We start from the raw sequence: 24,452 nt of genomic DNA, 5'->3' as shown, positions 1-24,452 counted from the left end.
GACCCGCCCACCCTACGAATGCGACTCTGTGCTTAGAAGTTCAGCGAACGCTTGTCCACCGCCAGCGCCGCTTCCTTCACGGCTTCCGACAGCGAGGGGTGTGCGTGGCAGATGCGGGCGATGTCTTCCGACGAGGCCTTGAACTCCATCGCCACGACGGCTTCCGAGATCAGCTCCGAGGCGACCGGGCCGACGATGTGCACGCCCAGGATTTCATCGGTGACTGCATCGGCCAGGAACTTGACCATGCCCGAGGTATCGCCCAGCGCGCGCGCACGGCCGTTGGCCATGAACGGGAAGGTGCCGGCCTTGTAGGACACGCCTTCGGCCTTCAGCTGCTGCTCGGTCTTGCCGACCCAGGCGATTTCCGGCGAGGTGTAGATGACCCAGGGGATGGTGTTGAAGTTGACGTGGCCATGCTGGCCGGCGATGCGCTCGGCAACCGCGACGCCCTCTTCTTCCGCCTTGTGCGCCAGCATCGGGCCGCGCACGACGTCGCCCACCGCCCACACGCCCGGCAGGCTGGTGCGGCACTCGTCGTCCACGACCACGAAGCCGCGCTCGTCCAGCTGCAGGCCCACGGTCTCGATGCCGAGGCCGTGGGTGTTCGGCACGCGGCCGATCGAGATGATCAGGCGATCGAAGGTGGCGGTCTGCTCGGCGCCGGTCGAATCCGCGTATTCCACGGTGACGCTGTTGTCGCCCTTGGTGATCTTGCCGATCTTGCAGCCCAGGTTGATCTTCAGGCCCTGCTTGGTGAACAGCTTGTGCGCTTCCTTGGCGATCTGCTCGTCGACCGCGCCCAGGAAGGTCGGCAGACCTTCCAGCACGGTGACGTCGGCACCGACGCGGCGCCACACCGAACCCATTTCCAGGCCGATGACGCCGGCGCCGATCACGCCGAGCTTACCCGGCACGGCCTCGATCGCCAGTGCGCCGGCGTTCGACAGGATCAGCTTCTCGTCGAATTCCGCGCCCGGCAGCTGGCGTGCGTTCGAACCGGTCGCGACGACCACGTTCTTGGCAGTGATGGTGTCGGTGGTCGGACCCGTCACGTTGATGGTGTATCCGCCCTCAGCCTTGCCGGCGAAGGCGCCGCGGCCGTGGAAGAAAGTGACCTTGTTCTTCTTGAACAGGAACAGGATGCCGTCGTTGTTCTGCTTGACGATGGTGTCCTTGCGCTTGAGCATGGTCGGCAGGTCGAGCTCCAGGCCGCCGACCTTGATGCCGTGGTCGGCAAAGGCGTGGCCGGCGTGCTCGAAGTGTTCCGACGACTGCAGCAGGGCCTTCGACGGGATGCAGCCGACGTTGGTGCAGGTGCCGCCCGGGGCCGGCTTGCCGGCCGCGTTGCTCCACTCGTCGATGCAGGCGGTCTTGAAGCCCAGCTGCGCTGCACGGATGGCAGCGATGTAGCCGCCAGGACCGCCGCCGATCACGACGACGTCGAATTGTTTCTCGTTACTCATGAATAGCTTCCTTATTTATTCTTCTGGGACAAAGATCCACATCAGCAGATACACCACGGCGCCGAGGCCCGAGGTCACCACGGTCAGGAGCGCGAAGATCAGGCGCCAGACCCAGGCATCCATGCCGAAGGTGACGCCGAGGCCGGAACAGACGCCGGCCAGCCAGCGGTCGCCGCGCAAACGGCGCAGGCTGCGCAATCTCGTTTCGAAGTCGCTGCCCTGCCGGGTGAAGCCGCCGGTGCCGGCGCCGCTACCGTCCTTCTCCAGATTGATCCGCTCGCCCGCCAGGACCTTCGCCTTGGCCTGCTCGAACTCGGCGTCGCTCAGCGCGCCGGCCTGGTGCAACTCGTGCAAACGTCGGATTTCATCGGAGATCATGGCAGTCCTCACTCGTTTTCGCGGGCATGCCCGCGCTGCTGTGTCAGCGGACATGCCTTGATAGACATGTCCGCACTGCACTACATGCCGCCGATTACAGGTCGAGCAGCAGGCGGGCCGGATCTTCCAGCGCGTCCTTCATGGCCACCAGGCCCAGCACGGCTTCGCGGCCGTCGATGATGCGGTGGTCGTACGACATTGCCAGGTAGTTCATCGGACGGATCACGATCTGGCCGTTTTCCACCACGGCGCGGTCCTTGGTCGCGTGCACGCCCAGGATCGCCGACTGCGGCGGGTTGATGATCGGGGTCGACAGCATCGAACCGAACACGCCGCCGTTCGAGATCGAGAAGGTACCGCCCGACAGGTCTTCCAGGGTCAGCTTGCCGTCCTTGGCTTTCTGGCCGAATTCACCGATCTTCTTCTCGATCTCGGCGATCGACATCTGGTCGGCGTTGCGCAGGATCGGCACCACCAGGCCGCGCGGCGAACCGACGGCGATACCGATGTCGAAGTAGCCGTGGTAGACGATGTCGTTACCGTCGACCGAGGCGTTCAGGATCGGGTACTTCTTCAGTGCGGCGACGGCGGCCTTGACGAAGAAGGACATGAAGCCCAGCTTGACGCCGTGCTCTTTCTCGAACTTGTCCTTGTACTTGTTGCGCAGTTCCATGACCGGCGCCATGTTCACCTCGTTGAAGGTGGTCAGGATGGCGTTGGTCTGCTGCGACTGCAGCAGGCGCTCGGCGATACGGGCGCGCAGGCGGCTCATCGGCACGCGCTCTTCCGGACGGTCGCCCAGGTTGGCGACCGGCGCGGCGATTTGCTGCAGGGCCGGCTTCGCGGCTGCAGGAGCCGGTGCGGCTGCGGCGGCTGGCTTGTTGGCGACTGCGGCCAGGGCGTCGCCCTTGGTCACGCGGCCGTCGCGGCCGGTGCCGGTGGCATCCGCGGCGCTCATGTTGTTGTCAGCCAGGATCTTGGCGGCGGCCGGCATGGCGACGTCGCCCTTCGAGCCGGTGGTGGCTGCAGCTGGTGCGGCTTCGATCGGTGCGTTCGGGGCTGCCGAAGGGACGGCCTTCACTGGGATCGGGCTGGTCTGTGCCGAGGCTTCGGTATCGATGATGGCGATGACTTCGCCTGCCACCACGGTCGCGCCGTCGGCCTTCAGCAGCTGGACGATCACGCCTTGGCTCGGGGCCGGCAGTTCCAGGACCACCTTGTCGGTCTCGATGTCGATCATGTTCTCGTCGCGCGAGACTTGCTCGCCGACTTTCTTGTGCCAGGACAGCAGGGTTGCTTCAGCGACCGATTCCGACAGGACGGGGACCTTGACTTCGATTTGTGCCATTTTGATGTAGCTCCGTTTATGTATTCTGTATGCAAACGCCCCAGGCCGAAGCCCGGGGCAGTGTTTTTCTTATTTGGTGAGGATGAAACCCTTGAGCTTGGAGAACGCGGTTTCCAGCAGTTCCTTCTGCTGCGCCACGTGCTTGTCGGCATAGCCGACCGCCGGGGAAGCAGACGCCGCGCGGCCGGCGTACGCCAGGCGCTGGCCATCTTCCATGCTTTCGAAGATGTTGTGCTGGATCTGGAACCACGGACCCTGGTTCTGCGGCTCGTCCTGCACCCACACCACTTCGGTCGCGTTCGGGAACTTCTTGAGTTCGGCCGCGAACGACTTGTGCGGGAACGGATACATCTGTTCGATACGGATGATCGCGACATCGTTGGCGCCACGGGTCTTGCGGGCGCCGGCCAGGTCGTAGTAGACCTTGCCCGAGCAGACCTGCACACGCTTGACCTTCGATGCGTCGATCTTCTCGTCCACTTCGCCGATGACGGTCTGGAAACCGCCCTTGGCCAGTTCGGTCAGCGCCGAGCCGGCGTCCTTGTTACGCAGCAGCGACTTCGGCGTGAAGATCACCAGCGGCTTGCGGAACTGGCGCACCATCTGGCGGCGCAGCAGGTGGAAGATCTGGGCAGCCGTGGTCGGCTGCACCACTTGCATGTTGTTGTCGGCGCACAGCTGCAGGAAGCGCTCGATACGTGCCGACGAGTGCTCCGGACCCTGGCCTTCATAGCCGTGCGGCAGCATCATGACGAGACCCGAGGCACGGCCCCACTTCACTTCGCCCGAGGCGATGAACTGGTCGATGACGACCTGGGCACCGTTGACGAAGTCGCCGAACTGGGCTTCCCAGATGGTCAGGGTGTTCGGTTCGGCGGTCGAGTAGCCGTACTCGAAGCCGAGCACCGCTTCTTCCGACAGCACCGAGTCGATCACGGTGAAGTTGGCCTGGTTGTCCGAGACATTGGCCAGCGGCAGGTAGATGCCCTGGTCCCAGCGCTCGCGGTTCTGGTCGTGCAGCACGGCGTGGCGGTGCACGAAGGTGCCGCGGCCAGCATCCTGGCCCGACAGGCGGATCGCATAACCCGAGGACAGCAGCGAAGCGAAGGCCAGGTGCTCGCCCATGCCCCAGTCGAGGTTCATCTCGCCGCGGCCCATGGTGGCGCGGTCGTTCAGGACCTTCTCGACCAGCGAGTGCGGCTTGAAGTTTTCCGGCACCTTGGTGATGCGTTCGGCCAGGCGCTTCAGCTCGGTCATCGGCACCGAGGTGTCGCAGGCGTCGGTCCACTTCTTGTTCAGGAACGGCGCCCAGTCGACGGCGTACTTGTTCTTGAAGTTGGTCAGCACCGGGTCGACCGTGTGCTTGCCGGCGTCCATCGCGTTGCGGTACTCGGCAACCAGGGTGTCGCCGCCGTCCGCCGGGATGGTGCCCTGGGCAGCCAGCTTCTCCGCGTACAGCTTGCGGGTGCCCGGGTGCTTGGCGATCTTCTTGTACATCAGCGGCTGGGTGAGCGCAGGGGTGTCCTGCTCGTTGTGGCCCAGCTTGCGGTAGCAGACGATGTCCACGACCACGTCCTTGCCGAACTCGGTGCGGTAGTCCATCGCGATCTGCGAGGCCATCACGACCGCTTCCGGATCATCCGCGTTCACGTGCAGCACCGGTGCTTCGATCATCTTGACGACGTCCGAGCAGTAGATGGTCGAACGGGCGTCGCGCGGGTCCGAGGTGGTGAAGCCGATCTGGTTGTTGATGACGATGTGGACGGTACCGCCGGTGCCGTAGCCGCGGGTCTGGGCCAGGTTCAGGGTTTCCATGACCACGCCCTGGCCGGCGAAAGCGGCGTCGCCGTGCACCAGGATCGGCAGCACTTCCTTGCCCTTGCGGTCGCCGCGGCGTTCCATGCGCGCCTTGACCGAACCTTCGACGACCGGGTTGACGATCTCGAGGTGGGACGGGTTGAAGGCCAGCGACAGGTGGACCGGGCCGCCCGGGGTCGAGATGTCGCTCGAGAAGCCCTGGTGGTATTTGACGTCGCCCGCAGGCAGGTCGTCGGCGTGCTTGCCTTCGAATTCTTCGAACAGGTCGGCCGGGCTCTTGCCCAGGGTGTTGACCAGCACGTTCAGGCGGCCGCGGTGGGCCATGCCGATGACGATTTCCTGCACGCCTTTTTCACCGGCGCGCTGGATGACTTCGTCGATCGAGGCGATGAAGGACTCGCCGCCTTCCAGCGAGAAACGCTTGGCGCCGACGTACTTGGTGTGGAGGTAGCGTTCCAGGCCTTCGGCCGCGGTCAGGCGCTCGAGGATGTGCTTTTTCTTTTCGGCGTTGAAGACCGGGGTCGAGCGGATCGACTCCAGGCGTTCCTGCAGCCAGCGCTTTTCGGTCGGATCGCTGATGTACATGAACTCAGCGCCGATCGAACGGCAGTAGGTGTCACGCAACCAGTTCAGGATGTCGCGCAGGGGCGCGGTTTCCTTGCCGAAGTAGGTATTGCTGATGTTGAAGACGGTGTCGAGGTCCGCTTCGGTGAAGCCGTAGAAGGCCGGATCGAGTTCCGGCAGCGGCGGACGTTCCTGGCGCTGCAGCGGGTCGAGGTTGGCCCAGCGCGAACCGAGGTAGCGGTAGGCGGCGATCAGCTGGGTGACGGCCACGCGCTTGCGGCCCATTTCCGGGTCGGTGCTGGCGCTGACGGTGCGGATCGGGCCCTGCTTCGCGCGTTCGGCGAACGAGGCGACGACCGACGAGTGCACCACGTCGGGGCGGTTGGAACCGTCCACGGCTGGTACGTGCTGCATCTGGTCGAAATAGGCGCGCCAGTTTTCCGGGACCGATCCCGGATTGTTCAGGTACGCTTCGTATAACTCTTCCACGTAGGGCGCATTACCGCCGAACAGGTACGAGTTCGCATTCTGTTGCTGCATCATTCTTGCTCACCTTTCTTCGCGCTTCGCGAGTATGGGGCGGGTTAGTCTAACCTTCCGCGACACGGCCTGACCGGTTAGCGGATCGCACTTACTTCTCAAGTTGTGGGGGAAGGACGAAAATCTGGTACTGCAAATACATGCCTCAAGGCAAGTATTCTGCCTTTTAACGCACGATATTGTAACGCATGCGCTAGCGCAAAGCGGCCCCTGCGGCCAACAATTATTTATTTCTATTTGTAAAGCACCATCACCGTTGACCACGTAAATGATAATCGTTATCATTTAAGGATGAGCTCAACTGGACCGACCACTTCCGCGCCTTCCGCTACGGCACCCACAGCCCTGCCGGGCGCACGCCGCGCCGTGTATCTGAAACAGCTGCACAAGTGGCACTGGATCAGTTCGGCAATTTGCCTGATGGCGATGCTGCTGTTCAGCTTTACCGGATTCACCCTGAACCATGCGGCCCACATCGAAGCCAAGCCGGAAGTGACGCGCCTGAAAGCCAGCTTGCCGGAGCCGCTGCGCGTTCAGCTCGAACGCTACGCCGCCAGCCACGCCGACGCCGAAGTGCCGCTGCCGAGCGAGATCGCGGACTGGGCCAACGCTTCCTTCCCGGTCGACGTGCGCGGCAAGCGCGCCGAGTGGAGCGAGGAAGACGCCTACATCGCCCTGCCCCGCCCCGGTGGCGACGCCTGGCTGCGCATCGCGGCGGACGGCGCGGCCGAATACGAGTCGACCTCGCGCGGCTGGATCTCCTGGCTGAACGACATGCACAAGGGCCGCAACACCGGCACCGTGTGGAGCTGGTTCATCGACATCTTCGCGATCGCCTGCGTGATTTTTTGCCTCACCGGCTTCCTGATCCTGAAATACCACGCGGCCAACCGGCCCTCGACCTGGCCGGTGATCGGCTTCGGCATCGTGCTGCCGGCCGTGATCGCACTCCTGTTCGTGCATTGATTCATAAGCTTTACTTCTAATCACTCTAGTATATATAAGGCGATCCAATGAAACTGTCCCACTCGCTCGCTCTGACCCTGCCGCTGGCCTCCGGCTGGGCCGTGGCCGCCGACCTGTCCGTGAAGTTCGAACTGCCGCAGTTGCAGGTGGCGGAATACCACAAGCCCTACGTCGCGATCTGGATCGAGAAAGGCGACGGGGCGGTCGCGTCCAACCTGGCCCTGCTGTACGACGTCAAGAAGAAGGACAAGGCCGGCGAGAAGTGGATCAAGGACCTGCGCACCTGGTGGCGCAAGGGCGGCAAGGACATCAGCCTGCCGGTGGACGGCCTGAGCGGCGCCACCAAGGCGGCCGGCACCCACAGCATGGACTTCAAGGGCGCGACGGACAAGCTGCCGGCCGGCGACTACAAGCTGGTGGTGGAAGCAGCGCGCGAAGCGGGCGGCCGCGAACTGGTGCGCGTGCCCTTCACGCTGCCGGCCAAGGGCAAGCTGGCGGCGAATGCCACCGGCAAGGAAGAACTCGGCGCCGTATCGATCGCACTCAAATAAGACACCCGGAGACCACGATGAACCACCTCGTCAAGAAGACCGTCCTGACCCTGGCCCTGGCCGGCGTCTCCCTCGCCGCCAGCGCCCACCGCGGCTGGATGCTGCCCAGCACCACCTTCGTCGAGAAGGAAGAAGCCTGGGTCACCATCGACGGCGCCATCTCGGAAGGCCTGTTCGAATTCGACCACGTGCCGCTGCGTATGGAGAACGTCAGCGTGACCGATCCGGACGGCGCCACCCAGGCCGCCACCGGCGCGGTGCTGGGCAAGCTGCGCAGCACGCTCGACCTGCGCCTGCCGAAGGACGGCACCTACCGCATCGCCATGGTCAACAACAACGTCATGGGCAGCTACAAGCTGAATGGCGAAGTAAAACGCTTCCGCGGCACCGAGCAGAGCGTCGCGAAGGAGATCCCGGCCGGCGCCCTCGAGGTGCAGAAGTCGACCACCCACACCCGCATGGAAACCTTCGTCACGGCCAACAAGCTGTCCACCGGCGCCCTGAAGCCGAGCGGCGAAGGCCTGGAACTGGTGCCGGTCACCCACCCGAACGACCTGCGTGCCGGCGAGACCGCGAAGTTCCGCTTCCAGCTCGACGGCAAGCCGCTCGCCAACTTCCCGTTCAGCCTGGTGCCGGCCGGCGTCAAGTTCCGCGGCACCATCAACGAGATCCGCCTGAACACCGATGCCAAGGGCGAAGCCAGCTTCACCCTGCCGGCGCCGAACCGCTACTGGCTGAGCGCCAAGTACCCGGTCGAGCAGCCGAAGGGCCCGGGCGAGCCGGGTTCGCGCCGCTACGCCTATTCGGCCACCTTCGAGATCCTGCCGGAGTAAGCAGTGCGCGCCGTCCTGGTCCCGCTCGACATCGACCTGGCCCTGCCTCCTGGCGGCAGCGTGCTGCGCAAGGCCGCGGGCCGTTCGATGGGTACGACCTGGTCGGCCCAGATGCTGGTGCCGCCCGGGCTCGACGCGGACCTCGGGACGGCGCTGCAGCGCGAACTGAACGAGATCGTCGCGCAGATGAGCCATTGGGAGGAAGCCTCGCTGCTGTCGCGCTATAACCGCGCGCCGGGCGGCAGCTGGCATGTGCTGCCGCCGCAGTTCTTCGATGTGGCGGCGTTCGCGCTGCAGGTCCATGAAGACACGGCCGGCGCCTACGACGCGGCCGCCGGCGCCCTGGTCAATCTGTGGGGCTTCGGGCCGGACGGCCGCCACGACGGGGCCGGCTTCCGTGCACCATCCGCCATGGACGTGGCCGGCGTACTGGCGCGGCGGGCCGGCGCCACGCCGCAGCTCGACCGCGGCGGCCGGCGCCTGCTGCAGCCGGGCGGCGCCATCCTCGATTTCTCCTCGATCGCCAAGGGCTACGGCGTCGACCGGCTCGGCCTCTGCCTGGAGCGCTTCGGGGTGCGCCACTACCTGGTCGAAGTCGGCGGCGAACTGCGCGGCGCCGGCATGAAGCCGGACGGCGAGCCCTGGTGGGTCGAGATCGAAGGCGTGCCGGATGCGGTTTCCAGCGCGCAGACCGTGGTGGCCCTGCATGGTCTTTCAATCGCCACCTCGGGCGACTACCGCAGTTATTTCGACGACGGCCAGCGCCGCGTCTCGCACACGCTCGATCCGCGCAGCGGCCACCCGATCGCCAACGGCATCGCCTCGTGCACGGTGGTGGCGACCACCTGCATGGTCGCCGACGCGCTGTCCACAGCCTTGACCGTGATGGGCCTCGATGCCGGGCTCGCGTTCGCCGACGCGCGCGGCATCGCGGCACGCTACCTGGTGCGGCGCGCGGGCGCGCTGGCCGAATATGCTTCCGCCGCCTGGCGCGACCTGCTGCAATGATCACCATCGACCCGATGCGCCTGGGCGGCGCGCTCGCCCTCTCCAGCGGCTACCTCGCGATGTGCTTCGCGATCTGGCGTGCCCGCGCCGCGCGCAACAGCGTCCCGGCTGCCGACGCCGACTGGCTGGTGGTGTACGCCAGCCAGACCGGCAGTGCCGAATACCTGGCCGGCCAGACCGCCGCTACCCTGACCACGGGCGGCCTGTCCGCACGCGCGGTCTGCATGTCGCACCTCGAAGCGGGTGCGCTGTCGAAATCCGGCCGCATCCTGTTCATCGCCAGCACCTACGGCGAAGGCGACGCCCCCGATAGCGGCGCACGCTTCGCCGGCGAAACCATGGATAGCGCGCCAGACCTGTCGCACCTGCATTACGCCGTGCTGGCGCTGGGCGACAGCAGCTACACGAACTACTGCGGCTTCGGCCGCGCGCTGGATGGCTGGCTCGCGGCGCACGGGGCCACCCCGCTGTTCGAGCGCATCGACGTCGACCGCGGCAAGGCCTCCGCGCTGGCCGAATGGCAGCACCACATCGGCCGCCTGGCCGGCACCGCCGACGCGCCGGATTGGGAAGCACCAAGCTACGGCGACTGGCGCATCGCCAGCCGCGCGCTGGCGAATCCGGGCAGCGCCGGTGCGCCGCTCTACCGCATCGCACTGGTCCCGCTCGACGGCGCGCTGCCGGTCTGGGAAGCGGGCGACCTGGCCCAGCTCAGCGCGCCCGCCGATCCGGAGCATCCGCGCGAATACTCGATCGCCTCCCTGCCTGCCGAAGGGCGGCTGGAACTGATGGTGCGGCTGCAGCGGCGCGAAGACGGCAGCCTGGGCGCGGCCTCGGGCTGGCTGTGCGAAACGGCTCTTGATACCGACGTGATCAGGCTGCGCCTGCGCGCCCACCAGCGCTTCCGCCTGAACGGCAATGCCGCGCGTCCGCTCATCGCGATCGGCAACGGCAGTGGACTGGCGGGCCTGCGGGCGCTGCTCAAGTCGCGCATCGACGCCGGCCATGGCGACAACTGGCTGCTGTTCGGCGAACGCAATGCGGCGCACGACTACCTGTGCCGCGAAGAGCTGCAGCGATGGCTGGCCGCGGGCAGCCTGGCCAGGCTTGACCTCGCCTTCTCGCGTGACCAGTCGACGGCGCGCTACGTGCAGCATCTGGTGCGCGAACACGCGCAGACGCTGCGCAACTGGGTCGACAAGGGCGCGGCCATCTATGTGTGCGGGAGCCTGCAGGGAATGGCCGGCGGCGTGCACGAGGCCTTGACGGAAGTGCTGGGTAGGGAGACGCTCGACGCGCTCACGGCCGCGGGACGCTACCGCCGCGACGTCTACTAAGCAATGTGGCCGGCGTAGCCGGCCACATTGCGGAGAACGACCTGACGCTTACTTCTTGTCGTTCTTGTGGCTCTGCGAGCCTGCCTTGGCGTGCTGCTCCGGCGTGCCGCCGCGGGTACCGCCGCTGCTTGCCTGATTGCCGCCCTGGCCACCGCTCTGCTGGCCGCCGCCGCCACCGCTTTGCTGGCTGCCGCCGCCACCGCCACCGCCGTGGCTCATCGAGCCTGCCTTGCGGGCTTCTTCCGAGGTGAATTCATGGGCATTGCCCGATGCGTGTGCGGCACGGCCGCCTTCCGAAGCGATTTCACGCTGCTTCTGCGGATCCATCGAAGCGAAACCGCGGTTGCTGGTATCGCTCTGGTTGTTGCCGCCCTGGTTGCCGCCCTTGTTGCCGCCTTGGTTATTCGATGCCATAGTTGCCTCCTGTTCATCGTTTAGCACCAGCCGGAAGTGGCTGAGACAGGTTCATCCTAACGATGCCTGACGCGTCGGACCACCCAAAAAAGGCAGTGCCCTTGTAGGACTACACCTTGCCCGGCCTGGCGTCTTCTCTGTCAGACTTGGAGAAAGGAATGTGGTGTTTTTGCCAGCTCTAGAATAGGATGACCGTTCGTTCCCGAATTCAAGAATGAATCACCTCTACCCTGTAGTCCAACGCTGACTCGACATTGTGAGCTTCTCCATCGGCCACCGGCTGTTCCTCTCCGTCTTGCTGGCCATCCTCGCGGTGGCGGCGAGCGCCGTTTACCTGCTGCGCCAGAACGTCCTGGCCAGCTTCGGCGACTACGCCGTCGGCATCGAACTCGACCGCCTCGACGAATTGTCCGGCGCCCTCGCCGCGCGCTACCGGACCCGGGGCGGCTGGCAGTTCCTGCCCGCCGGCGACGAGCGGCGCGGCTGGATCGCGGCCGAACTGGCCCGGCTGCAGGACCTGCGGCAGCGCCGCGCGGACGCGCCGCCGCCGGCACCCGCGCCGCCTGCCGAGCCGGTGGCGCTTGTTCCACCGGCGCCGCTGGATGGGGCTGTACCCCCGGCCCCGCCGGCACCCCCGGCACCGCCCGCGCCGCCGATGATCCCCCTGCCGCCTCCGCGCCTGGACGCACCGCGCGCCGACGGCATCACCCATGACCTGCACCAGCGCGTCACCCTGCTCGACGCGGACGGCCGCTACCTGGCCGGGCGCATTCCCGGTGCGCTGCCGCAGGCGCGCCGTCCCATTGCGGTGAACGGCCGCACGGTCGGCTACCTCGGCGTGGCGCGCAGCCCGCGGCCGAGCGATGCGATGGCGCTCGCCTTCCTCGAGCAGCTGCGCGGCAGCCTGTGGCTGATCGTCGCCGCGGCGGTGGCGCTGAGCGCGCTCGCCGCCGTGCTGCTGGCGCGCCACTTCCGCCAGCCGATCCGGCAGCTCGCGGCGGGTGCCGGCGCCCTTGCCGGCGGCCGCTACGAAGTGCGCCTGCCGGCTGCGCGCAGCGACGAGCTGGGCGAGCTGGCGCGCCATTTCAACGCGCTGGCGCAGCAGCTGGAAAGCGCGGAGGGTGCGCGCCGCCAGTGGGTGGCCGATACCTCGCACGAGCTGCGCACCCCGCTGGCCGTGCTGCGCGCCCAGCTCGAGGCGGTGCAGGACGGCGTGCGCAGCGCCACGCCCGACACCCTGGACGCCATGCTGCGCCAGGTACTGGCGCTGAACAAGCTGATCGACGAACTGTATGCGCTGGCGCGCGCCGACGTCGGTGCGCTCGACTGCAAGCCCGTGCCGCTCGACCTGTGGGCCTTCGCCACCACGCATGCGCAGGGCTTCGCCGCCCGCCTGCAGGCGGCCGGGCTGGCGCTCGACACGGGTCCTGCGCCCGCGCGCAGCCTGGTGTTGGCCGACCCCGACCGCCTGCGCCAGGTGCTCGACAACCTGTTCGAGAACAGCCTGCGCTATACCGCGGCGGGCGGCCGCATCTCCCTCCATGCCCGTGACGAAGCGACGCAGCTGCGGCTCGTCATCGACGACAGCGCGCCCGGCGTGCCCGGCGAAGCACTGGGCCGCCTGGCCGAACGCTTCTACCGCGTGGACGCCTCGCGCAGCCGTGCCCACGGCGGCGCCGGGCTGGGCCTGGCGCTGTGCCGGCGCCTGCTCGAAGCCCAGGGCGGCAGCCTGAGCTTCGCCCACTCGCCGCTGGGCGGCCTGCGCGTGACCCTGTCGCTGCCGCTGGCCGGAGACGCCGCATGAGCCAGACCATCATGATCGTCGAGGACGAGCCGGAACTGGCCGCCCTGGTGGCCGACTACGCGCGCGCCGCCGGCTTTGCGCCGCAGGTGTATGGCGACGGCAATGCGGCCCTGGCAGCGATCCGCGCCGAGCCGCCGGCGCTGGTGGTGCTCGACCTGATGCTGCCCGGCCTCGACGGCCTGTCGCTGTGCCGCGCGCTGCGCGAGTTCAGCGATGTACCGGTGATCATGGTGACCGCGCGGGTCGAGGAAATCGACCGCCTGCTCGGCCTGGAAGCGGGCGCCGACGACTACCTGTGCAAGCCCTTCAGCCCGCGCGAACTGATGGCGCGCATCAAGGCCATCTTGCGCCGCTCGGGCGGCACCCAGCCTGCGCGCGTGCTCGGCATCGATGAAGCCGCGCGCCGCATCACGCTCCACGGGCAGGCGCTCGACCTGACGCCCAGCGAGTTCGCGATCCTGGCCGCGCTGGCGCGCCGTCCCGGCCATGTATTCTCGCGCGCCCAGCTGCTCGACGCCGCCCGCGCCGACAGCCTGGACGCCACCGACCGCGCCATCGACAGCCACATCAAGAACCTGCGGCGCAAGCTCGACGCCGCCGCGCCGGGCCTGGAAGCGATCCGCTCGATCTACGGGCTCGGCTACCGCTGCGACCTGTAAGCGCACTCCATCTTTTCTCCACATTTGGCATGCAGGATCTACCCATGGCCCGCCGCACGGCGCGGGCCGCAGCCAAAGGAGACCAGAATGCGCATCAAGAACACGACCCTATGCCTCACCGCACTTGCCCTGCTGGCCAGCATCGCCGGCGGCGCCCAGGCCGAGGTGCGCGTCCACTACAAGTGCGAGTCGACCGTGAAGGGCAAATGCCCGCCGCCCCCGGCCCCGCCCCAGCCGCCGGCGCCGCCGCGCGCCCCGGCCCCGCCGCCGCCGCTCGCCTCGTACGACGGCGTCGTCCCGCCTGCGCCCCCGGCGCCACCCGAACTGCCTGACTTGCCCGCACCGCCGGCGCCGCCGGAACCGCCGCCGCTCCCCGAGGTGCCGGCCGCGGCCCATGCGGCCTGCGCCGGCAAGGCCCCCGGCACCCGCATCACCTACGTGCTGCGCAAGGGCGAGACCATGACCGGGGTATGCCTGCGCGAAGACGGCAAGAACGTGTTCGACCTGCGCGAGTACCGCCTCGAAGACTGACGAGTACCCAGGCTCGACTTGGCGGTCTAGATCAATTATTCTAGACCCATGAGCACTCCAGATCTTCCCGCCAAGCCGACCCCGTCCGAACTGGAAATGCTGCGCCTGCTGTGGCAGCTCGGCCCCGCCACGGCGCGCCAGGTGCACGAGGCGGCGGTCGAGACGCGGCCCGACATGGCCTATGCCAACGTGCTGCGCCTGCTGCAGGTGATGCACGCGAAAGGCCTGCTCACCCGCGACGAAAGCGCGCGTGCCCACGTGTACGCGCCGGCCCAGCCCCAGGACAGCCACCAGGCCGGCCTCATCAAGGACCTCATCCACAAAGCCTTTTCAGGTTCCGGCAAGGAACTGGTACTGGCCGCCCTGCGCGGCCACGTCAGCAAGAAAGAGCGCGAGGAGATCCAGCAGATCCTGAACCGGAAGGATTGAGCATGCCGCAGCCACGTCCGGTCGCGCCGGTCCAGCCCGAGCTGGAAGACTGCTGCCGCAGCGGCTGCACGCCCTGCGTGTTCGACCTCTACGAAGAAGCACTCGAGCGCTACGAACGCGAACTCGCGGCCTGGGAAGCCGCCAGCAAGACGACACCGCCGCCCGCCTCCTGAGCAGCGCCGCCGCGCACGCTTGAAAATCACCAGCTTGTCATTTTGATTAGAATGAACCCATCGGTTTGTTCACGGAGGGGATATGTTCGACATGAATCTTCCCTGGTGGGAATTTGTTGTACGCGGGCTGGCCGTCTACATCCTGCTGCTGATCATGGTGCGTCTGTCCGGCCACCGGACGGTGGGACAATTCACGCCCTTCGACCTGCTGGTCGTCATGCTGCTGTCGGAAGCGGTATCGAACTCGCTGAACGGCGGCGACGAATCCTTGGTCGGCGGCCTGATCGCGGCGGCAACCCTGGTCGCCATCAACTCCCTGGTCGCCTTCAGCAGTGCGCGCAGCGCCGGCTTCGAAAAGCTGGTGGACGGCAGTGCCGTGCTGATCGGCCGCGACGGCCAGTTCTTCGACAAGGTCGTGCGCAAGTGCCGCCTGTCCGAGAGCGACCTCGATGAGGCCCTGCGCACCCACGATTGCCCGCGCGCGGAAATGAAATGTGCTTTCCTGGAGGCCGACGGCGAGATCAGCATCCTGCGCAATCCCCAATAGCACAGCGCAGGCGTGCCGGACATGCCTGCCGCCTCATGCGGGCACCGCTCCGCGGCCTGGGCGTACCCGCGCGGCACGGGACAGGAACAGCAAGCCGCCGGCCATCATGATCCAGGTCGAGGGCTCCGGCACCGGGTTCACGGCGAACGCGATCCCGAAGAGGTTGGAGTAATAGTAGAACGTCGCTTCCTCGTCGAGGGGATTGAGTGCCGTGATGCTGAAGTAGCTCGATGCATCGGTTCCGCTCAGCATGAACCGTTCCCCAAAGCTACCTTCGGTGGCGGCAATGAGTCCACGTTCATAGCTGAAGTAATTCTTGTCCCACGCCGCAGTGGTGTCCACGTTGATCGAGGCCCCCATGGTCAGCATCGAACGTGCGGGCAAGGTGAAGACGGCATTGCTGCCGATGATAAAGTCACTCGTCGCCCATGAGGGCGCAGGGCCGGTATGGCCGACCAGTGCATGCAGGTCGCCGAAGATGTGGTCGATGGACGCCTCGGCATAGCCGGTCCGGTGCGTGACCGCCCCGCTCGCGAACCTATCGGTCGGAGGAGCCAGATTGACCTCCTCGTGGCCGAAGTCGCTGTACGAACGTACGATGAGATGCTGGCGCGTCGACGACACGTCGAGCGGAAGCACGCTACCGTCCAGCGATTGCAGGAGCACGAAGCTGTTACTGAGCGTGAACTCCGTGCGCGGATCAGGGGCGGGCGTTTCCTGAGACTGCGCGCCAGGAGCAGCGACAAGGGAAAACACCAGGCAAGACGCGGCAAGCAGTTTGTTCATATCAACTCCGGCAGACAGAGGCGCTCGCCAAATTGTGGAGCGAATACGGAACGAATGGCGCATCGGAATGCTGCTGAGTTGGTTCCCGACCACATGTGGCCACTGCTGCACCGCCCTCGATGCGCCATTTGCCGGCTCGTATGGTGTGGGCTGTGGGATTCAGCTGTGTTACTTTTTTCCAGCGCACCCGGGCGGGTGCGCTGCATTGGTTTCTTTCCTATCCAGGAGGTATGCCATGAAAAAAGTACTCTCGGCGCTCGCGCTCACCCTGTCCGCCATGACGGTGGCCCCGGCGAGCCTGGCGCAGGATCTCTACCGGGCCGTGGCCAGCGGGCCGGGCGAGGCGGCACCCAATCCTTCACCGGGCTACAGCATTTCCACGTTTGAAATCGACGGAACGATCCTGACCGCCAACATCCCGTTCAGCGACCTGACCACCCCCACGGTGAGCGCCCACCTCCACTGCTGCACCACCGACTCCCTCACCGGCACGGCGGGCGTCGCGATTCCCCTGTTCGGCTTCCCGCTCGGGACCACCTCGGGCAGCTACAGCCAGACCTTCGACCTGGCCGATCCCGCCATCTACGACGCCGCCTTCCTCACGGCCTTCGGCGGCACCGCGGCGAGCGCCAGCGCCGCCATGCTCGACGCCCTCGCCGACAACCAGGTCTATCTGAACATCCATACGGCGCAGTATCCAGGCGGCGAAATTCGCGGCTTCCTGGTCTCGGCCATCCCGGAACCGCAATCCTGGGCCATGCTCGGTGCGGGCCTCATCGGTGTCGGTGTCATGGCGCGCCGCCGCCGGACCCTGCCTGAGTAAGTTCCGCACCGCGCTGCGCCAGCAACTGGCGCCAGGCCGGTATCGCCGCCCGCCAGAAGGCGTCGAGCGATGCCGGCCGTTCCAGGCCCAGGCCGAGGAAGCGCGCCGACTGCAGCAGCGCATCCACCGCGGCCGCTTCGTCCCCCGGCGCCACCGCCAGCGCGCCGGTCTGTTTCGACAGCTTTTCGCCATGCTCGTTGCGCACCACCGGCACGTGCAGGTAGCGCGGCGTCGGCACGCCGAGCACGCGCTGCAGGAAGATCTGGCGCGGCGTGGAATCGAGCAGGTCGGCTCCGCGCACCACGTCGGTGACGCCTTGCTCGGCGTCGTCCACCACCACCGCCAGCTGGTAGGCCCAGAAGCCGTCGGCGCGCTTCAGGACGAAGTCGCCCGATTCAAGGCCAAGGCGCTGCGTGACTTCGCCGGCGAAGCGGTCGGTAAAACCGATGAGGTCGTAGCCCGGCTCCGGCACGCGCAGGCGCAGGCTGCGCATGCTGCGCCCCTCGCCCAGGCCGTAGCGGCAGGTGCCGGGATAGATCGCGGCGCCGTCGGGCGCGAAGCCGAGGCGCGAGTCGGCGATCTCGCGCCGGTTGCAGCCGCAGGGATAGGTGTGCAGCGCGATGCGCTCGGCGGCCGCCTGATAGAAATCCTTGCGCCGGCTCTGCCAGACGACTTCACCGTCGGGATGCATGCCGAGCGTGTCCAGCAGCGCCAGGATGCCCTCGGCGGCACCGGCCACGCTGCGGCCCTCGTCGATGTCTTCGATGCGTACCAGCCAGGTGCCGTCGTGGGCGCGGGCATCGAGGTAGCTGGCCAGGGCAGCAACCAGCGAGCCCGCATGCAGCGGGCCGGTCGGCGACGGCGCGAAGCGGCCGATGTAGGGAGTATTCAATTCCGTCATTGACGCATGATACCCGTAGGGTGGGCGGCTATGCCGCCCACGCGGTGATAGTTAGCGGCTCCGTTTTCGCGCCGAATGATCTTGCTGTCGTCTATCACCGCGTGGGCGGGAAACCCGCCCACCCTACTTCTGTCCGGCGATCAGCTTGGTTACCTGCCCCGCCACTTCGTTCGGCACCGCCATCGAGAGCTGGTAATGCACGATCTCGAAGCCCTTGGCGGTCTTGCGGATCACGCCGCTGGCCATGCAGGGTCCCATGTTCGGCGTGTCGAGCAGTTCGTCGAACCAGATCAGCGCGCCGTCGGGTGTGGAATACACGTTGCGGCGCGTGGCCTTGAAGCTCCAGGCCGACTTGCGCTCGAACGGCTTTTTCGCCCAGGCCTTGAACTCGTCGCGCTTCCACAGCTCGGTGCGGTCGGTGCCGATGTAGACGCCGTCCGCCGCGATCTTGTCGAAATAGGCCAGGCGCGCGTTGGCCGCGTCGTCGTGCCACTCGTCGACGAAGGCATTCACCTGCCTGGTCAGGACCGGGTCGGTGGCCGCGTGGGCGGCGCCCAGAAGACCCAGGGAAAGGAAAGCGGCGGCGAGGAAGCGTTTCATGGTCTCTTTCGGTGAAGTGGGCAAACGCGCTAACGATAATCCAAAGGTGCGCGTTTGCCAACGCCGCCCTAGCGGTGGTACTGGCCGTCGCGTTCCGGCTGGTACTCGATGCCGCGCACGCTGAGCTCGAACAGCGCGCCGTCCGGGCGCTCCCAGCTGATGCTGTCGCCGACCTTCAGGCCCAGCAAAGCGGTGCCGACCGGGGTCAGGATCGACAGCTGCTCGGGGTCGCCGTTCATGTCCTTCGGATAGGTCAGCGTCATCGTCACTTCCTGCTCCGCACCGTCGAAGCAGAAGCGCACGCGCGAATTCATGGTGACGACGTCGGGCGGCATCTCCCAGGGTTCGGCGAGGCCGGCGCGGCCCAGTTCATCGAGCAGCGCGTCGCGCGCATTGGCCTGGCCGGCCGGAAGCGAATCCAGCATGCGGTCGAGGCGGTCCATGTCCAGCCATGAGACGAGGATGGAAGGTTTCATTGTTGTTCACTCCTGATGGTGCCCGCAGCCTGCGGGCGGAATTCGAGACAGCCGCTGTTCAGGTTTGCAACAAACGGCCGGTGTTCGGGATCGGGGCGGCTCGGGAGGACGAATCGGGGCGTGCAGCGGTCCTCACCGAGCCTGGACGAGCCAGGCGAGGTTGCGGGACGACTGCTGCACCGCTCGCGATACGGCGGCGCAGTCACGCTCGACGGACGCGGCGAAGCCCCTGCCTTGCTGGCAGGCACTGGATCGCGGCGATGTGAAGCGTGGTGGGTTCATGGGCGTACGGGGAAAAGACCAGCCCAGTATAGCCCTTGTGGGAATTCCGTCAACGCCTGGTATCAGGACGCAGGCCGGCGCAGGCCGCAAACGGCAGCAGGAAGGGATACAGTCCCCATACGGCGCGCCCGTCGACGCGCACGCACAGCGCCGCATACAGCGGCGGCAGCGCCATCAGCACCAGCAGGCCGGCGAAGGGCCGCAGCGCGGCCGGCGCGGCACGCCAGCCCAGCAGTGCCAGCGGCGCCGCCAGGCATGCGCTGCCCAGGATCGTGGCCAACGAACGCCAGTCGCCCAGTGCGTGCACCAGCTGCGCCCAGGCCGGCGTCCAGGCGTAGGCCGGCAGGCCGCCGACCAGCCACCAGCGCACCGCCACGATCCACGCTCCGGCCGCCGCCAGCGCGGCGAGGCCGGGCACGAAGGCGATGCGGCGCATCGCGAGCAGCCACACCAGCAGCAGGATGTTCTCTTCGCGCACGGCGGTCCCGAGCAGGCCCGCGAGCGCGGCCAGCCAGGGCTGGCCGCACAGCACCGCCAGCACGAAGGCGGCGCGCGCGCAGACCGAGCCCGGATCGACCAGCAGGTAGGGCGCATACCAGAAGGTGGGCAGCGAGACGACCATCATCAGGCCGGCCGCGATGGCACGGTTGTGGCCGAGCCCGGCGCGCAGCACGGCGGCCGACATCAGGCATGCGCCGGCGGTGACCAGCGCCCAGTTGAGCATGGCGAAACCGTTGCGCAGGTCGCCGGGAATGGCGGCGGCCAGCGCCGGCACCAGCAGGCGGTAAGGGAAAGGGGCGACCAGGCTGCCGGCCGGCAGCTCGCCGCGCAGCCAGCGCGCCGTGTCGTAATAGGCCTGCGAGTCGGCGATCGTGCCGCCCCAGCGCCAGACCATCACCAGGAAGGACAGCAGCGTGAAGGCCGCGGCAAGCTGGAGCCAGTCGATGCGGCGTTCGGCGGCAAGGATGGGACTGAAGGGTGGTGCTGACAGCATCGGGACTGATATTCCGGTGAAACGCGTCGATGCGGCGCAGGATAGCAGACGCGCCAGCCAATAAATACACGCATTTTCACTTTGACGGAATTGGTGCCGTAGCGTGGGCGGGTCTCCCGCCCACGCGTTCAAACCACGTTTCCGGGCCTGCTCTGTGGTTTGTATCCGTGTGTTGACCGCGTGGGCGGCACAGCCGCCCACCCTACAAAATCACACCGACAGCGGCATCTTCGTGATCAGCTTGTCGAGCGTGATCGGATACTCGCGCACCCGCACGCCGGTCGCGTTGTACACGGCGTTGGCGATGGCCGCCGCCACCCCGCAGATGCCCAGTTCCGCGATGCCCTTGGCCTTCATGGGCGAGGACATCGGATCTACCTCGTCCAGGAAGATGACTTCCTGGTGAGGGATGTCGGCATGCACCGGCACCTCGTAGGTCGCGAGGTCGTGGTTGACGAAGTAGCCGAGCCGCTTGTCGACCGCCAGTTCCTCCATCAGGGCCGCGCCGGCGCCCATCGTCATCGCGCCGATCACCTGGCTGCGCGCCGTCTTCGGATTCAGGATGCGCCCGGCCGCGCACACCGCCAGCATGCGCCGGATGCGCACCTCGCAGGTCACCGCATCCACGCCCACTTCCACGAAGTGCGCGCCGAAGGTCGATTGCTGGAAGCGCTTGTTGATGTCGCCGTACTCGATCAGGTCCTCGCCGACCAGTTCACGCTCGCCGACCGCCTGCCCCAAGGGAAGGCTGCGTTCTCCGGCCCGGATCAGGCCATCGGCGAAGATGGCGCGTTCCGGCTCGAAGCCGGCCTGGCGCGCCACCGCCTCGCGCAGCTTCATGCAGGCGGCGTACACGCCCGCCGCCGAGTTGTTGCCGCCCCACTGGCCGCCCGAGCCACACGAGACCGGGAAGCTCGAATCGCCCAGCCGCACCCTCACCTTCTCGAGCGGCACGCCCATCATCTCGCTGGCCGTCTGGGCCAGGATGGTGTAGCTGCCGGTGCCGATGTCGGTCATGTCGGTTTCCACCGTCAGGATGCCGCGCCGGTCCAGGCGCACGCGCGCGGCCGACTTGGTGAGCAGGTTGTCGCGGAAAGCCGAAGCCATGCCCATGCCGACCAGCCAGCGGCCCTCGCGCACGGTGCCGGGTTTGGCCGGCCTGCGCTCCCAGCCGAAGCGCTGGGCCCCGGTCTGCAGGCACTGGACGAACTGGCGCTTGGAAAACGGCGGATGCGGATTATGCTTCTCTTTCTCCGGCTTCTTCGACTGCGGATCGGCCGAGTCGGGCTTTTCCGGATTGTCCGGCACCACCTGGGTGTCGTTCAGGATGCGGAACTGGACCGGGTCCATGCCGAGCTTTTCCGCCATCTCGTCCATCGCAATCTCGAGCGCCGCCATGCCCGGCGCCTCGCCCGGCGCGCGCATCGCATTCGCTTCCGGCAGGTCCATCTCGGCCACCCGGTTGGATGTCATGCGGTGCTCGCCGGCATACAGGGAGCGGGTCTGGGTGGCCGCGTTTTCCGGCGAGCCCTCCTTCAGGTTGCCGGACCAGCTTTCGTGGCCGATCGCCGTGATCTTGCCCTCGCGCGTCGCGCCGATGCGGATGCGCTGCATGGTGGCCGAGCGGTGCGTGGTGTTGTTCGGGATCAGCGCGCGCTGCAGCGGCACCCGCACCGGACGGCGTGCCGCCCGCGCGCCCAGCGCCGCCAGCACCACGTCGGCGCGCAGGAACAGCTTGGAGCCGAAGCCGCCGCCGATATAGGGCGACAGCACGCGCACCTTGTCCTTCGGGATGCCCAGGGTCTTGGCGAGGTCGCCCCTGGCCCAGGCGATCATCTGGTTCGAGGTCCAGACGGTGAGCCGGTCGCCGTCCCAGGCCGCGACGCTGGCATGCGGCTCCATCATCGAATGCGATTCGTGGGCGGTATGGTATTCGGCGTCGAGCTTGACGGGGCTCGAGGCGAAGGCGCCGGTGAAGTTGCCGACCTTGGTCTCGGCCGCTTCCTTCTTGGGCGCGACGGCCTTGTTCTTCATCGCGTGCAGATCGAAGCTGCCCTTCTCGCGCTCGTACTTGATGCGCACCAGCGAGGCGGCGTCGCGCGCCTGCTCGAAGGTCTCGGCCACCACCAGGGCCACGGCCTGGTGGTAGTGCTCGATGCGTGGCCCGGCCAGCAGCAGCGCGGTATTGAAATTGCCCTTGGCGAGCTTGCCGGCATTCTGGGCGGTGACGATGGCGATCACGCCCGGCGCGGCCTTGGCCGCCGCCAGGTCCATCGAGACGATGCGTCCGGTGGGAATCGCGGAACCGATGACGTAGCCGTGGGCCTGGTTGGGCACCACATCGTGGCGGTCCATCGCATAGGGCGCGGTGCCGGTGGTCTTGAGCGGGCCGTCGATGCGGTCGATCGGCTGGCCCACGACCTTGAGCTGGTCGATCGGGTTGGTGGTGGCTGGTTCGTTGAATTTCATGGCGAGCCCTTTGCTTAAGCTTTAGCGTCCGCGATGACCGCGGCCAGCGTGCGCTCGACGAGCGGCACCTTGAATGCATTGTCCTCGGTGGTGCGCGCTCCTTGCAGCAGGGCGCCGGCGAAGGCCTGGGCCCCGCGCGGGAACGCGGCTTCGGCCGCCTCGACGCGCCAGGGCTTGTGGGCGACACCGCCCAGGGCCACGCGGCCCGTGCCGTCGCGCTGCACGATGGCGGCCACCGACACGATCGCGAAGGCATAGGAAGCGCGGTCGCGCACCTTGCGGTAGCTCTGCACCCCGCCGATGGGCGGCGGCAGGGTCACCGCGGTGATCAGCTCACCGGGTTTCAGGGTGTGGTCGATGTGCGGGGTGTTGCCCGGCAGCCGGTGGAAATCGGCGATCGGGATCACGCGCGTGGCGCCGCCCGGGGCCACGGTCTCGACCTGGGCATCGAGCACGCGCATGGCCACCGCCATGTCGCTCGGGTGGGTCGCGATGCAGGCTTCGCTGTGGCCGACGATGGCGTGCAGGCGGGTGAAGCCGCCGATGGCGCTGCAGCCGCTGCCCGGCTTGCGCTTGTTGCAGGGCACGTTGGTGTCGTAGAAGTAGGGACAGCGGGTGCGCTGCAGCAGGTTGCCGGCGGTGGTGGCCTGGTTGCGCAGCTGGCCCGAGGCGCCGGCCACCAGGGCGCGCGTGAGCACGCCGTAGTCGCGCCGCACGCGCAGGTCGGCCGCCAGGTCGGCATTGCGCACCAGGGCGCCGATGCGCAGGCCGCCGTTGGGCGCCGGCTCGATGCGGTCGAGCGCGAGATCGTTGACGTCGATGAGGTGGGACGGGGTTTCGATCTGGAGCTTCATCAGGTCCAGCAGGTTGGTGCCGCCCGCGACGAAACGCGCGTTGGGGTGGCGCGCGGCGGCGTCCGCGGCTTCCTGCGGAGTCCTGGCCCGTTCGTAGGTGAAGGCTTTCATCGCTTCACCCCCGCGACCTCGGCAATCGCTTCCTGGATGTTCGAGTAGGCGCCGCAGCGGCACAGGTTGCCGCTCATGCGCTCGCGGAATTCCATCTCGCCGGCCTGCAGCGGCGCGTTCAGGTCGGCCGTCACGTGGCTCGGGGCGCCGGAACGGATCTCTTCCAGCATGCCCACGGCCGAACAGATCTGCCCCGGGGTACAGAAGCCGCACTGGTAGCCGTCGTGCTTGATGAAGGCGCGCTGCAGCGGGTGCAGGTTGGTCGGGGTGCCGAGGCCTTCGATGGTGGTGACCTCATGGCCTTCCTGCATCACGGCCAGGGTCAGGCAGGAGGTCACGCGGCGGCCGTCGACCAGCACCGTGCAGGCGCCGCACTGTCCCTGGTCGCAGCCCTTCTTGCTGCCGGTGAGGTGGAGGCGGTCGCGCAGCGCGTCCAGCAGCGTGGTGCGCGGGTCGACCATCAGCTGGTGTTCGATGCCGTTGACCTTGAGCCGGATGTTCATGGTGCTCGGTGTCGTGGAGGCGGCCGCCTGGGCGGCGGGAGCAGCTTCGGCGCTGGGCGCCATCTGGGAAGCCACGGCGACGCCGCCGACGGCGACGGTCGACGCCTTGAGCAGCTGGCGCCGGTGGGGATCGAAGTCGGGCATCGTTGTTCCTTTCTTGAACAATGGCAATATGTGACCGGTGGCGCAGGTATCCGGTCGGGACAGAAGCCAAGAACATAGCCCTTTTTACATTTTCAAGGCGTGCAGTTCGCCTGCGTGGCAAACCCAGGGATTGTAGGTGCGTG

The 24,452-nt window shown here is 67.2% G+C and carries 25 protein-coding genes; 12 read left to right on the top strand and 13 right to left on the bottom strand.

Annotation, left to right across the window (positions count from 1 at the left end):
• Positions 1-32: 32 nt before the first annotated feature.
• From lpdA to ACSQ25_RS07265, 4 genes are all read right to left on the bottom strand, one after another.
• Entirely contained in the window at positions 33-1,466 is a 1,434-nt protein-coding gene (lpdA, locus tag ACSQ25_RS07280; protein ID WP_436105043.1) for a dihydrolipoyl dehydrogenase, read from the bottom strand.
• A gap of 15 nt (positions 1,467-1,481) precedes the next feature.
• Positions 1,482-1,844 carry a PspC domain-containing protein gene (locus ACSQ25_RS07275; protein WP_436105042.1) on the bottom strand — a complete coding sequence of 121 codons (363 nt, stop codon included), beginning with the start codon at positions 1,842-1,844 and terminating at the stop codon, positions 1,482-1,484.
• A gap of 94 nt (positions 1,845-1,938) precedes the next feature.
• Entirely contained in the window at positions 1,939-3,192 is a 1,254-nt protein-coding gene (gene odhB / locus ACSQ25_RS07270) for a 2-oxoglutarate dehydrogenase complex dihydrolipoyllysine-residue succinyltransferase (RefSeq protein ID WP_436105041.1), read from the bottom strand.
• A 69-nt stretch (positions 3,193-3,261) separates the two neighbouring features.
• On the bottom strand, positions 3,262-6,117 hold the full coding sequence (locus ACSQ25_RS07265) for a 2-oxoglutarate dehydrogenase E1 component (protein ID WP_436105040.1): 2,856 nt from the start codon (positions 6,115-6,117) through the stop codon (positions 3,262-3,264).
• Between the two features lie 288 nt (positions 6,118-6,405).
• Here ACSQ25_RS07265 and ACSQ25_RS07260 point away from each other — a divergent pair, with 288 nt between their 5' ends.
• The 5 genes from ACSQ25_RS07260 to ACSQ25_RS07240 are packed head-to-tail and all read left to right on the top strand — an operon-like array spanning position 6,406 to position 10,809.
• The gene (locus tag ACSQ25_RS07260; RefSeq protein ID WP_436105039.1) at positions 6,406-7,080 is read left to right on the top strand and encodes a PepSY-associated TM helix domain-containing protein; all 675 of its coding nucleotides are present in this window, start codon (positions 6,406-6,408) and stop codon (positions 7,078-7,080) included.
• A gap of 47 nt (positions 7,081-7,127) precedes the next feature.
• A complete protein-coding gene (locus tag ACSQ25_RS07255) occupies positions 7,128-7,631 on the top strand; it encodes a DUF2271 domain-containing protein (RefSeq protein ID WP_436105038.1) in 504 nt (167 codons plus the stop codon).
• A gap of 17 nt (positions 7,632-7,648) precedes the next feature.
• A complete protein-coding gene (locus tag ACSQ25_RS07250; protein ID WP_436105037.1) occupies positions 7,649-8,464 on the top strand; it encodes a DUF4198 domain-containing protein in 816 nt (271 codons plus the stop codon).
• A gap of 3 nt (positions 8,465-8,467) precedes the next feature.
• Positions 8,468-9,472, top strand: a complete 1,005-nt coding sequence (locus ACSQ25_RS07245; protein ID WP_436105036.1) for an FAD:protein FMN transferase — start codon at positions 8,468-8,470, stop codon at positions 9,470-9,472.
• A complete protein-coding gene (locus tag ACSQ25_RS07240) occupies positions 9,469-10,809 on the top strand; it encodes a sulfite reductase subunit alpha (RefSeq protein WP_436105035.1) in 1,341 nt (446 codons plus the stop codon). The genes ACSQ25_RS07245 and ACSQ25_RS07240 overlap by 4 nt, the downstream gene beginning before the upstream one ends.
• 48 nt (positions 10,810-10,857) lie before the next feature.
• Here the strand turns inward: ACSQ25_RS07240 and ACSQ25_RS07235 are convergent, their stop codons facing one another.
• Entirely contained in the window at positions 10,858-11,223 is a 366-nt protein-coding gene (locus ACSQ25_RS07235) for a KGG domain-containing protein (protein ID WP_436105034.1), read from the bottom strand.
• Positions 11,224-11,479: 256 nt separating this feature from the next.
• On the opposite strand from ACSQ25_RS07235, the gene ACSQ25_RS07230 reads away from it, so the two are divergent.
• From ACSQ25_RS07230 to ACSQ25_RS07205, 6 genes are all read left to right on the top strand, one after another.
• A complete protein-coding gene (locus ACSQ25_RS07230; protein ID WP_436105033.1) occupies positions 11,480-13,027 on the top strand; it encodes an ATP-binding protein in 1,548 nt (515 codons plus the stop codon).
• Complete coding sequence (locus tag ACSQ25_RS07225; protein ID WP_436105032.1) at positions 13,024-13,686, top strand: response regulator; 663 nt, start codon at positions 13,024-13,026, stop codon at positions 13,684-13,686. The genes ACSQ25_RS07230 and ACSQ25_RS07225 overlap by 4 nt, the downstream gene beginning before the upstream one ends.
• An 87-nt stretch (positions 13,687-13,773) precedes the next feature.
• Positions 13,774-14,217: a hypothetical protein gene (locus ACSQ25_RS07220; protein ID WP_436105031.1), complete on the top strand. Its 444-nt coding sequence runs from the start codon at positions 13,774-13,776 to the stop codon at positions 14,215-14,217.
• 48 nt (positions 14,218-14,265) lie between these two features.
• Positions 14,266-14,646 (top strand): BlaI/MecI/CopY family transcriptional regulator, encoded by a 381-nt coding sequence (locus tag ACSQ25_RS07215; protein WP_436105030.1) that lies wholly within the window; start codon positions 14,266-14,268, stop codon positions 14,644-14,646.
• A 2-nt stretch (positions 14,647-14,648) separates the two neighbouring features.
• Positions 14,649-14,819, top strand: a complete 171-nt coding sequence (locus ACSQ25_RS07210; RefSeq protein ID WP_436105029.1) for an oxidoreductase-like domain-containing protein — start codon at positions 14,649-14,651, stop codon at positions 14,817-14,819.
• 82 nt (positions 14,820-14,901) lie between these two features.
• Complete coding sequence (locus ACSQ25_RS07205; protein WP_436105028.1) at positions 14,902-15,366, top strand: DUF421 domain-containing protein; 465 nt, start codon at positions 14,902-14,904, stop codon at positions 15,364-15,366.
• A 33-nt stretch (positions 15,367-15,399) separates the two neighbouring features.
• Here ACSQ25_RS07205 and ACSQ25_RS07200 read toward each other — a convergent pair whose 3' ends face one another.
• Positions 15,400-16,152: a PEP-CTERM sorting domain-containing protein gene (locus ACSQ25_RS07200; protein ID WP_436105027.1), complete on the bottom strand. Its 753-nt coding sequence runs from the start codon at positions 16,150-16,152 to the stop codon at positions 15,400-15,402.
• A 235-nt stretch (positions 16,153-16,387) separates the two neighbouring features.
• Here ACSQ25_RS07200 and ACSQ25_RS07195 point away from each other — a divergent pair, with 235 nt between their 5' ends.
• A complete protein-coding gene (locus ACSQ25_RS07195) occupies positions 16,388-16,975 on the top strand; it encodes a CHRD domain-containing protein (protein WP_436105026.1) in 588 nt (195 codons plus the stop codon).
• Here ACSQ25_RS07195 and gluQRS read toward each other — a convergent pair.
• The 7 genes from gluQRS to paoA form a co-directional block, all read right to left on the bottom strand.
• Positions 16,941-17,876 carry a tRNA glutamyl-Q(34) synthetase GluQRS gene (gluQRS, locus tag ACSQ25_RS07190; RefSeq protein ID WP_436105025.1) on the bottom strand — a complete coding sequence of 312 codons (936 nt, stop codon included), beginning with the start codon at positions 17,874-17,876 and terminating at the stop codon, positions 16,941-16,943. The two genes, ACSQ25_RS07195 and gluQRS, sit on opposite strands and share 35 nt — an antisense overlap.
• Before the next feature lie 123 nt (positions 17,877-17,999).
• A complete protein-coding gene (locus tag ACSQ25_RS07185) occupies positions 18,000-18,476 on the bottom strand; it encodes a nuclear transport factor 2 family protein (protein WP_436105024.1) in 477 nt (158 codons plus the stop codon).
• A 68-nt stretch (positions 18,477-18,544) separates the two neighbouring features.
• On the bottom strand, positions 18,545-18,952 hold the full coding sequence (gene rnk / locus ACSQ25_RS07180; RefSeq protein WP_436105023.1) for a nucleoside diphosphate kinase regulator: 408 nt from the start codon (positions 18,950-18,952) through the stop codon (positions 18,545-18,547).
• Positions 18,953-19,283: 331 nt separating this feature from the next.
• Entirely contained in the window at positions 19,284-20,228 is a 945-nt protein-coding gene (locus tag ACSQ25_RS07175) for a hypothetical protein (RefSeq protein WP_436105022.1), read from the bottom strand.
• Between the two features lie 210 nt (positions 20,229-20,438).
• Complete coding sequence (gene paoC, locus ACSQ25_RS07170) at positions 20,439-22,697, bottom strand: aldehyde oxidoreductase molybdenum-binding subunit PaoC (protein ID WP_436105021.1); 2,259 nt, start codon at positions 22,695-22,697, stop codon at positions 20,439-20,441.
• 14 nt (positions 22,698-22,711) lie between these two features.
• On the bottom strand, positions 22,712-23,662 hold the full coding sequence (locus ACSQ25_RS07165) for an FAD binding domain-containing protein (protein ID WP_436105020.1): 951 nt from the start codon (positions 23,660-23,662) through the stop codon (positions 22,712-22,714).
• A complete protein-coding gene (gene paoA, locus ACSQ25_RS07160; protein WP_436105019.1) occupies positions 23,659-24,309 on the bottom strand; it encodes an aldehyde dehydrogenase iron-sulfur subunit PaoA in 651 nt (216 codons plus the stop codon). Before paoA ends, ACSQ25_RS07165 begins: the two co-directional genes overlap by 4 nt.
• Between the last annotated feature and the right edge of the window lie 143 nt (positions 24,310-24,452).

The sequence above is a fragment of the Massilia sp. LjRoot122 genome (assembly GCF_964252725.1).
Taxonomy (GTDB): Bacteria; Pseudomonadota; Gammaproteobacteria; order Burkholderiales; family Burkholderiaceae_D; genus Telluria.
The sequence above is the reverse complement of the archived record's forward strand: the minus strand, read 5'-3'. Positions and strand labels throughout refer to the sequence as shown.

What these genes read in the sequence shown, in the direction of transcription:
- ACSQ25_RS07250 (WP_436105037.1), top strand. Translation starts at nt 7,649, where the DNA reads ATGAACCACCTCGTCAAGAAGACCGTCCTGACCCTGGCCCTGGCCGGC.
- paoC (WP_436105021.1), bottom strand. Translation starts at nt 22,697, where the DNA reads ATGAAATTCAACGAACCAGCCACCACCAACCCGATCGACCAGCTCAAG.
- lpdA (WP_436105043.1), bottom strand. Translation starts at nt 1,466, where the DNA reads ATGAGTAACGAGAAACAATTCGACGTCGTCGTGATCGGCGGCGGTCCT.
- ACSQ25_RS07185 (WP_436105024.1), bottom strand. Translation starts at nt 18,476, where the DNA reads ATGAAACGCTTCCTCGCCGCCGCTTTCCTTTCCCTGGGTCTTCTGGGC.
- ACSQ25_RS07215 (WP_436105030.1), top strand. Translation starts at nt 14,266, where the DNA reads ATGAGCACTCCAGATCTTCCCGCCAAGCCGACCCCGTCCGAACTGGAA.
- ACSQ25_RS07200 (WP_436105027.1), bottom strand. Translation starts at nt 16,152, where the DNA reads ATGAACAAACTGCTTGCCGCGTCTTGCCTGGTGTTTTCCCTTGTCGCT.
- odhB (WP_436105041.1), bottom strand. Translation starts at nt 3,192, where the DNA reads ATGGCACAAATCGAAGTCAAGGTCCCCGTCCTGTCGGAATCGGTCGCT.
- ACSQ25_RS07260 (WP_436105039.1), top strand. Translation starts at nt 6,406, where the DNA reads ATGAGCTCAACTGGACCGACCACTTCCGCGCCTTCCGCTACGGCACCC.
- ACSQ25_RS07225 (WP_436105032.1), top strand. Translation starts at nt 13,024, where the DNA reads ATGAGCCAGACCATCATGATCGTCGAGGACGAGCCGGAACTGGCCGCC.
- rnk (WP_436105023.1), bottom strand. Translation starts at nt 18,952, where the DNA reads ATGAAACCTTCCATCCTCGTCTCATGGCTGGACATGGACCGCCTCGAC.
- gluQRS (WP_436105025.1), bottom strand. Translation starts at nt 17,876, where the DNA reads ATGACGGAATTGAATACTCCCTACATCGGCCGCTTCGCGCCGTCGCCG.
- ACSQ25_RS07210 (WP_436105029.1), top strand. Translation starts at nt 14,649, where the DNA reads ATGCCGCAGCCACGTCCGGTCGCGCCGGTCCAGCCCGAGCTGGAAGAC.
- ACSQ25_RS07240 (WP_436105035.1), top strand. Translation starts at nt 9,469, where the DNA reads ATGATCACCATCGACCCGATGCGCCTGGGCGGCGCGCTCGCCCTCTCC.
- ACSQ25_RS07265 (WP_436105040.1), bottom strand. Translation starts at nt 6,117, where the DNA reads ATGATGCAGCAACAGAATGCGAACTCGTACCTGTTCGGCGGTAATGCG.
- ACSQ25_RS07275 (WP_436105042.1), bottom strand. Translation starts at nt 1,844, where the DNA reads ATGATCTCCGATGAAATCCGACGTTTGCACGAGTTGCACCAGGCCGGC.
- ACSQ25_RS07195 (WP_436105026.1), top strand. Translation starts at nt 16,388, where the DNA reads ATGAAAAAAGTACTCTCGGCGCTCGCGCTCACCCTGTCCGCCATGACG.
- ACSQ25_RS07175 (WP_436105022.1), bottom strand. Translation starts at nt 20,228, where the DNA reads ATGCTGTCAGCACCACCCTTCAGTCCCATCCTTGCCGCCGAACGCCGC.
- ACSQ25_RS07235 (WP_436105034.1), bottom strand. Translation starts at nt 11,223, where the DNA reads ATGGCATCGAATAACCAAGGCGGCAACAAGGGCGGCAACCAGGGCGGC.
- ACSQ25_RS07255 (WP_436105038.1), top strand. Translation starts at nt 7,128, where the DNA reads ATGAAACTGTCCCACTCGCTCGCTCTGACCCTGCCGCTGGCCTCCGGC.
- ACSQ25_RS07205 (WP_436105028.1), top strand. Translation starts at nt 14,902, where the DNA reads ATGTTCGACATGAATCTTCCCTGGTGGGAATTTGTTGTACGCGGGCTG.
- paoA (WP_436105019.1), bottom strand. Translation starts at nt 24,309, where the DNA reads ATGCCCGACTTCGATCCCCACCGGCGCCAGCTGCTCAAGGCGTCGACC.
- ACSQ25_RS07220 (WP_436105031.1), top strand. Translation starts at nt 13,774, where the DNA reads ATGCGCATCAAGAACACGACCCTATGCCTCACCGCACTTGCCCTGCTG.
- ACSQ25_RS07165 (WP_436105020.1), bottom strand. Translation starts at nt 23,662, where the DNA reads ATGAAAGCCTTCACCTACGAACGGGCCAGGACTCCGCAGGAAGCCGCG.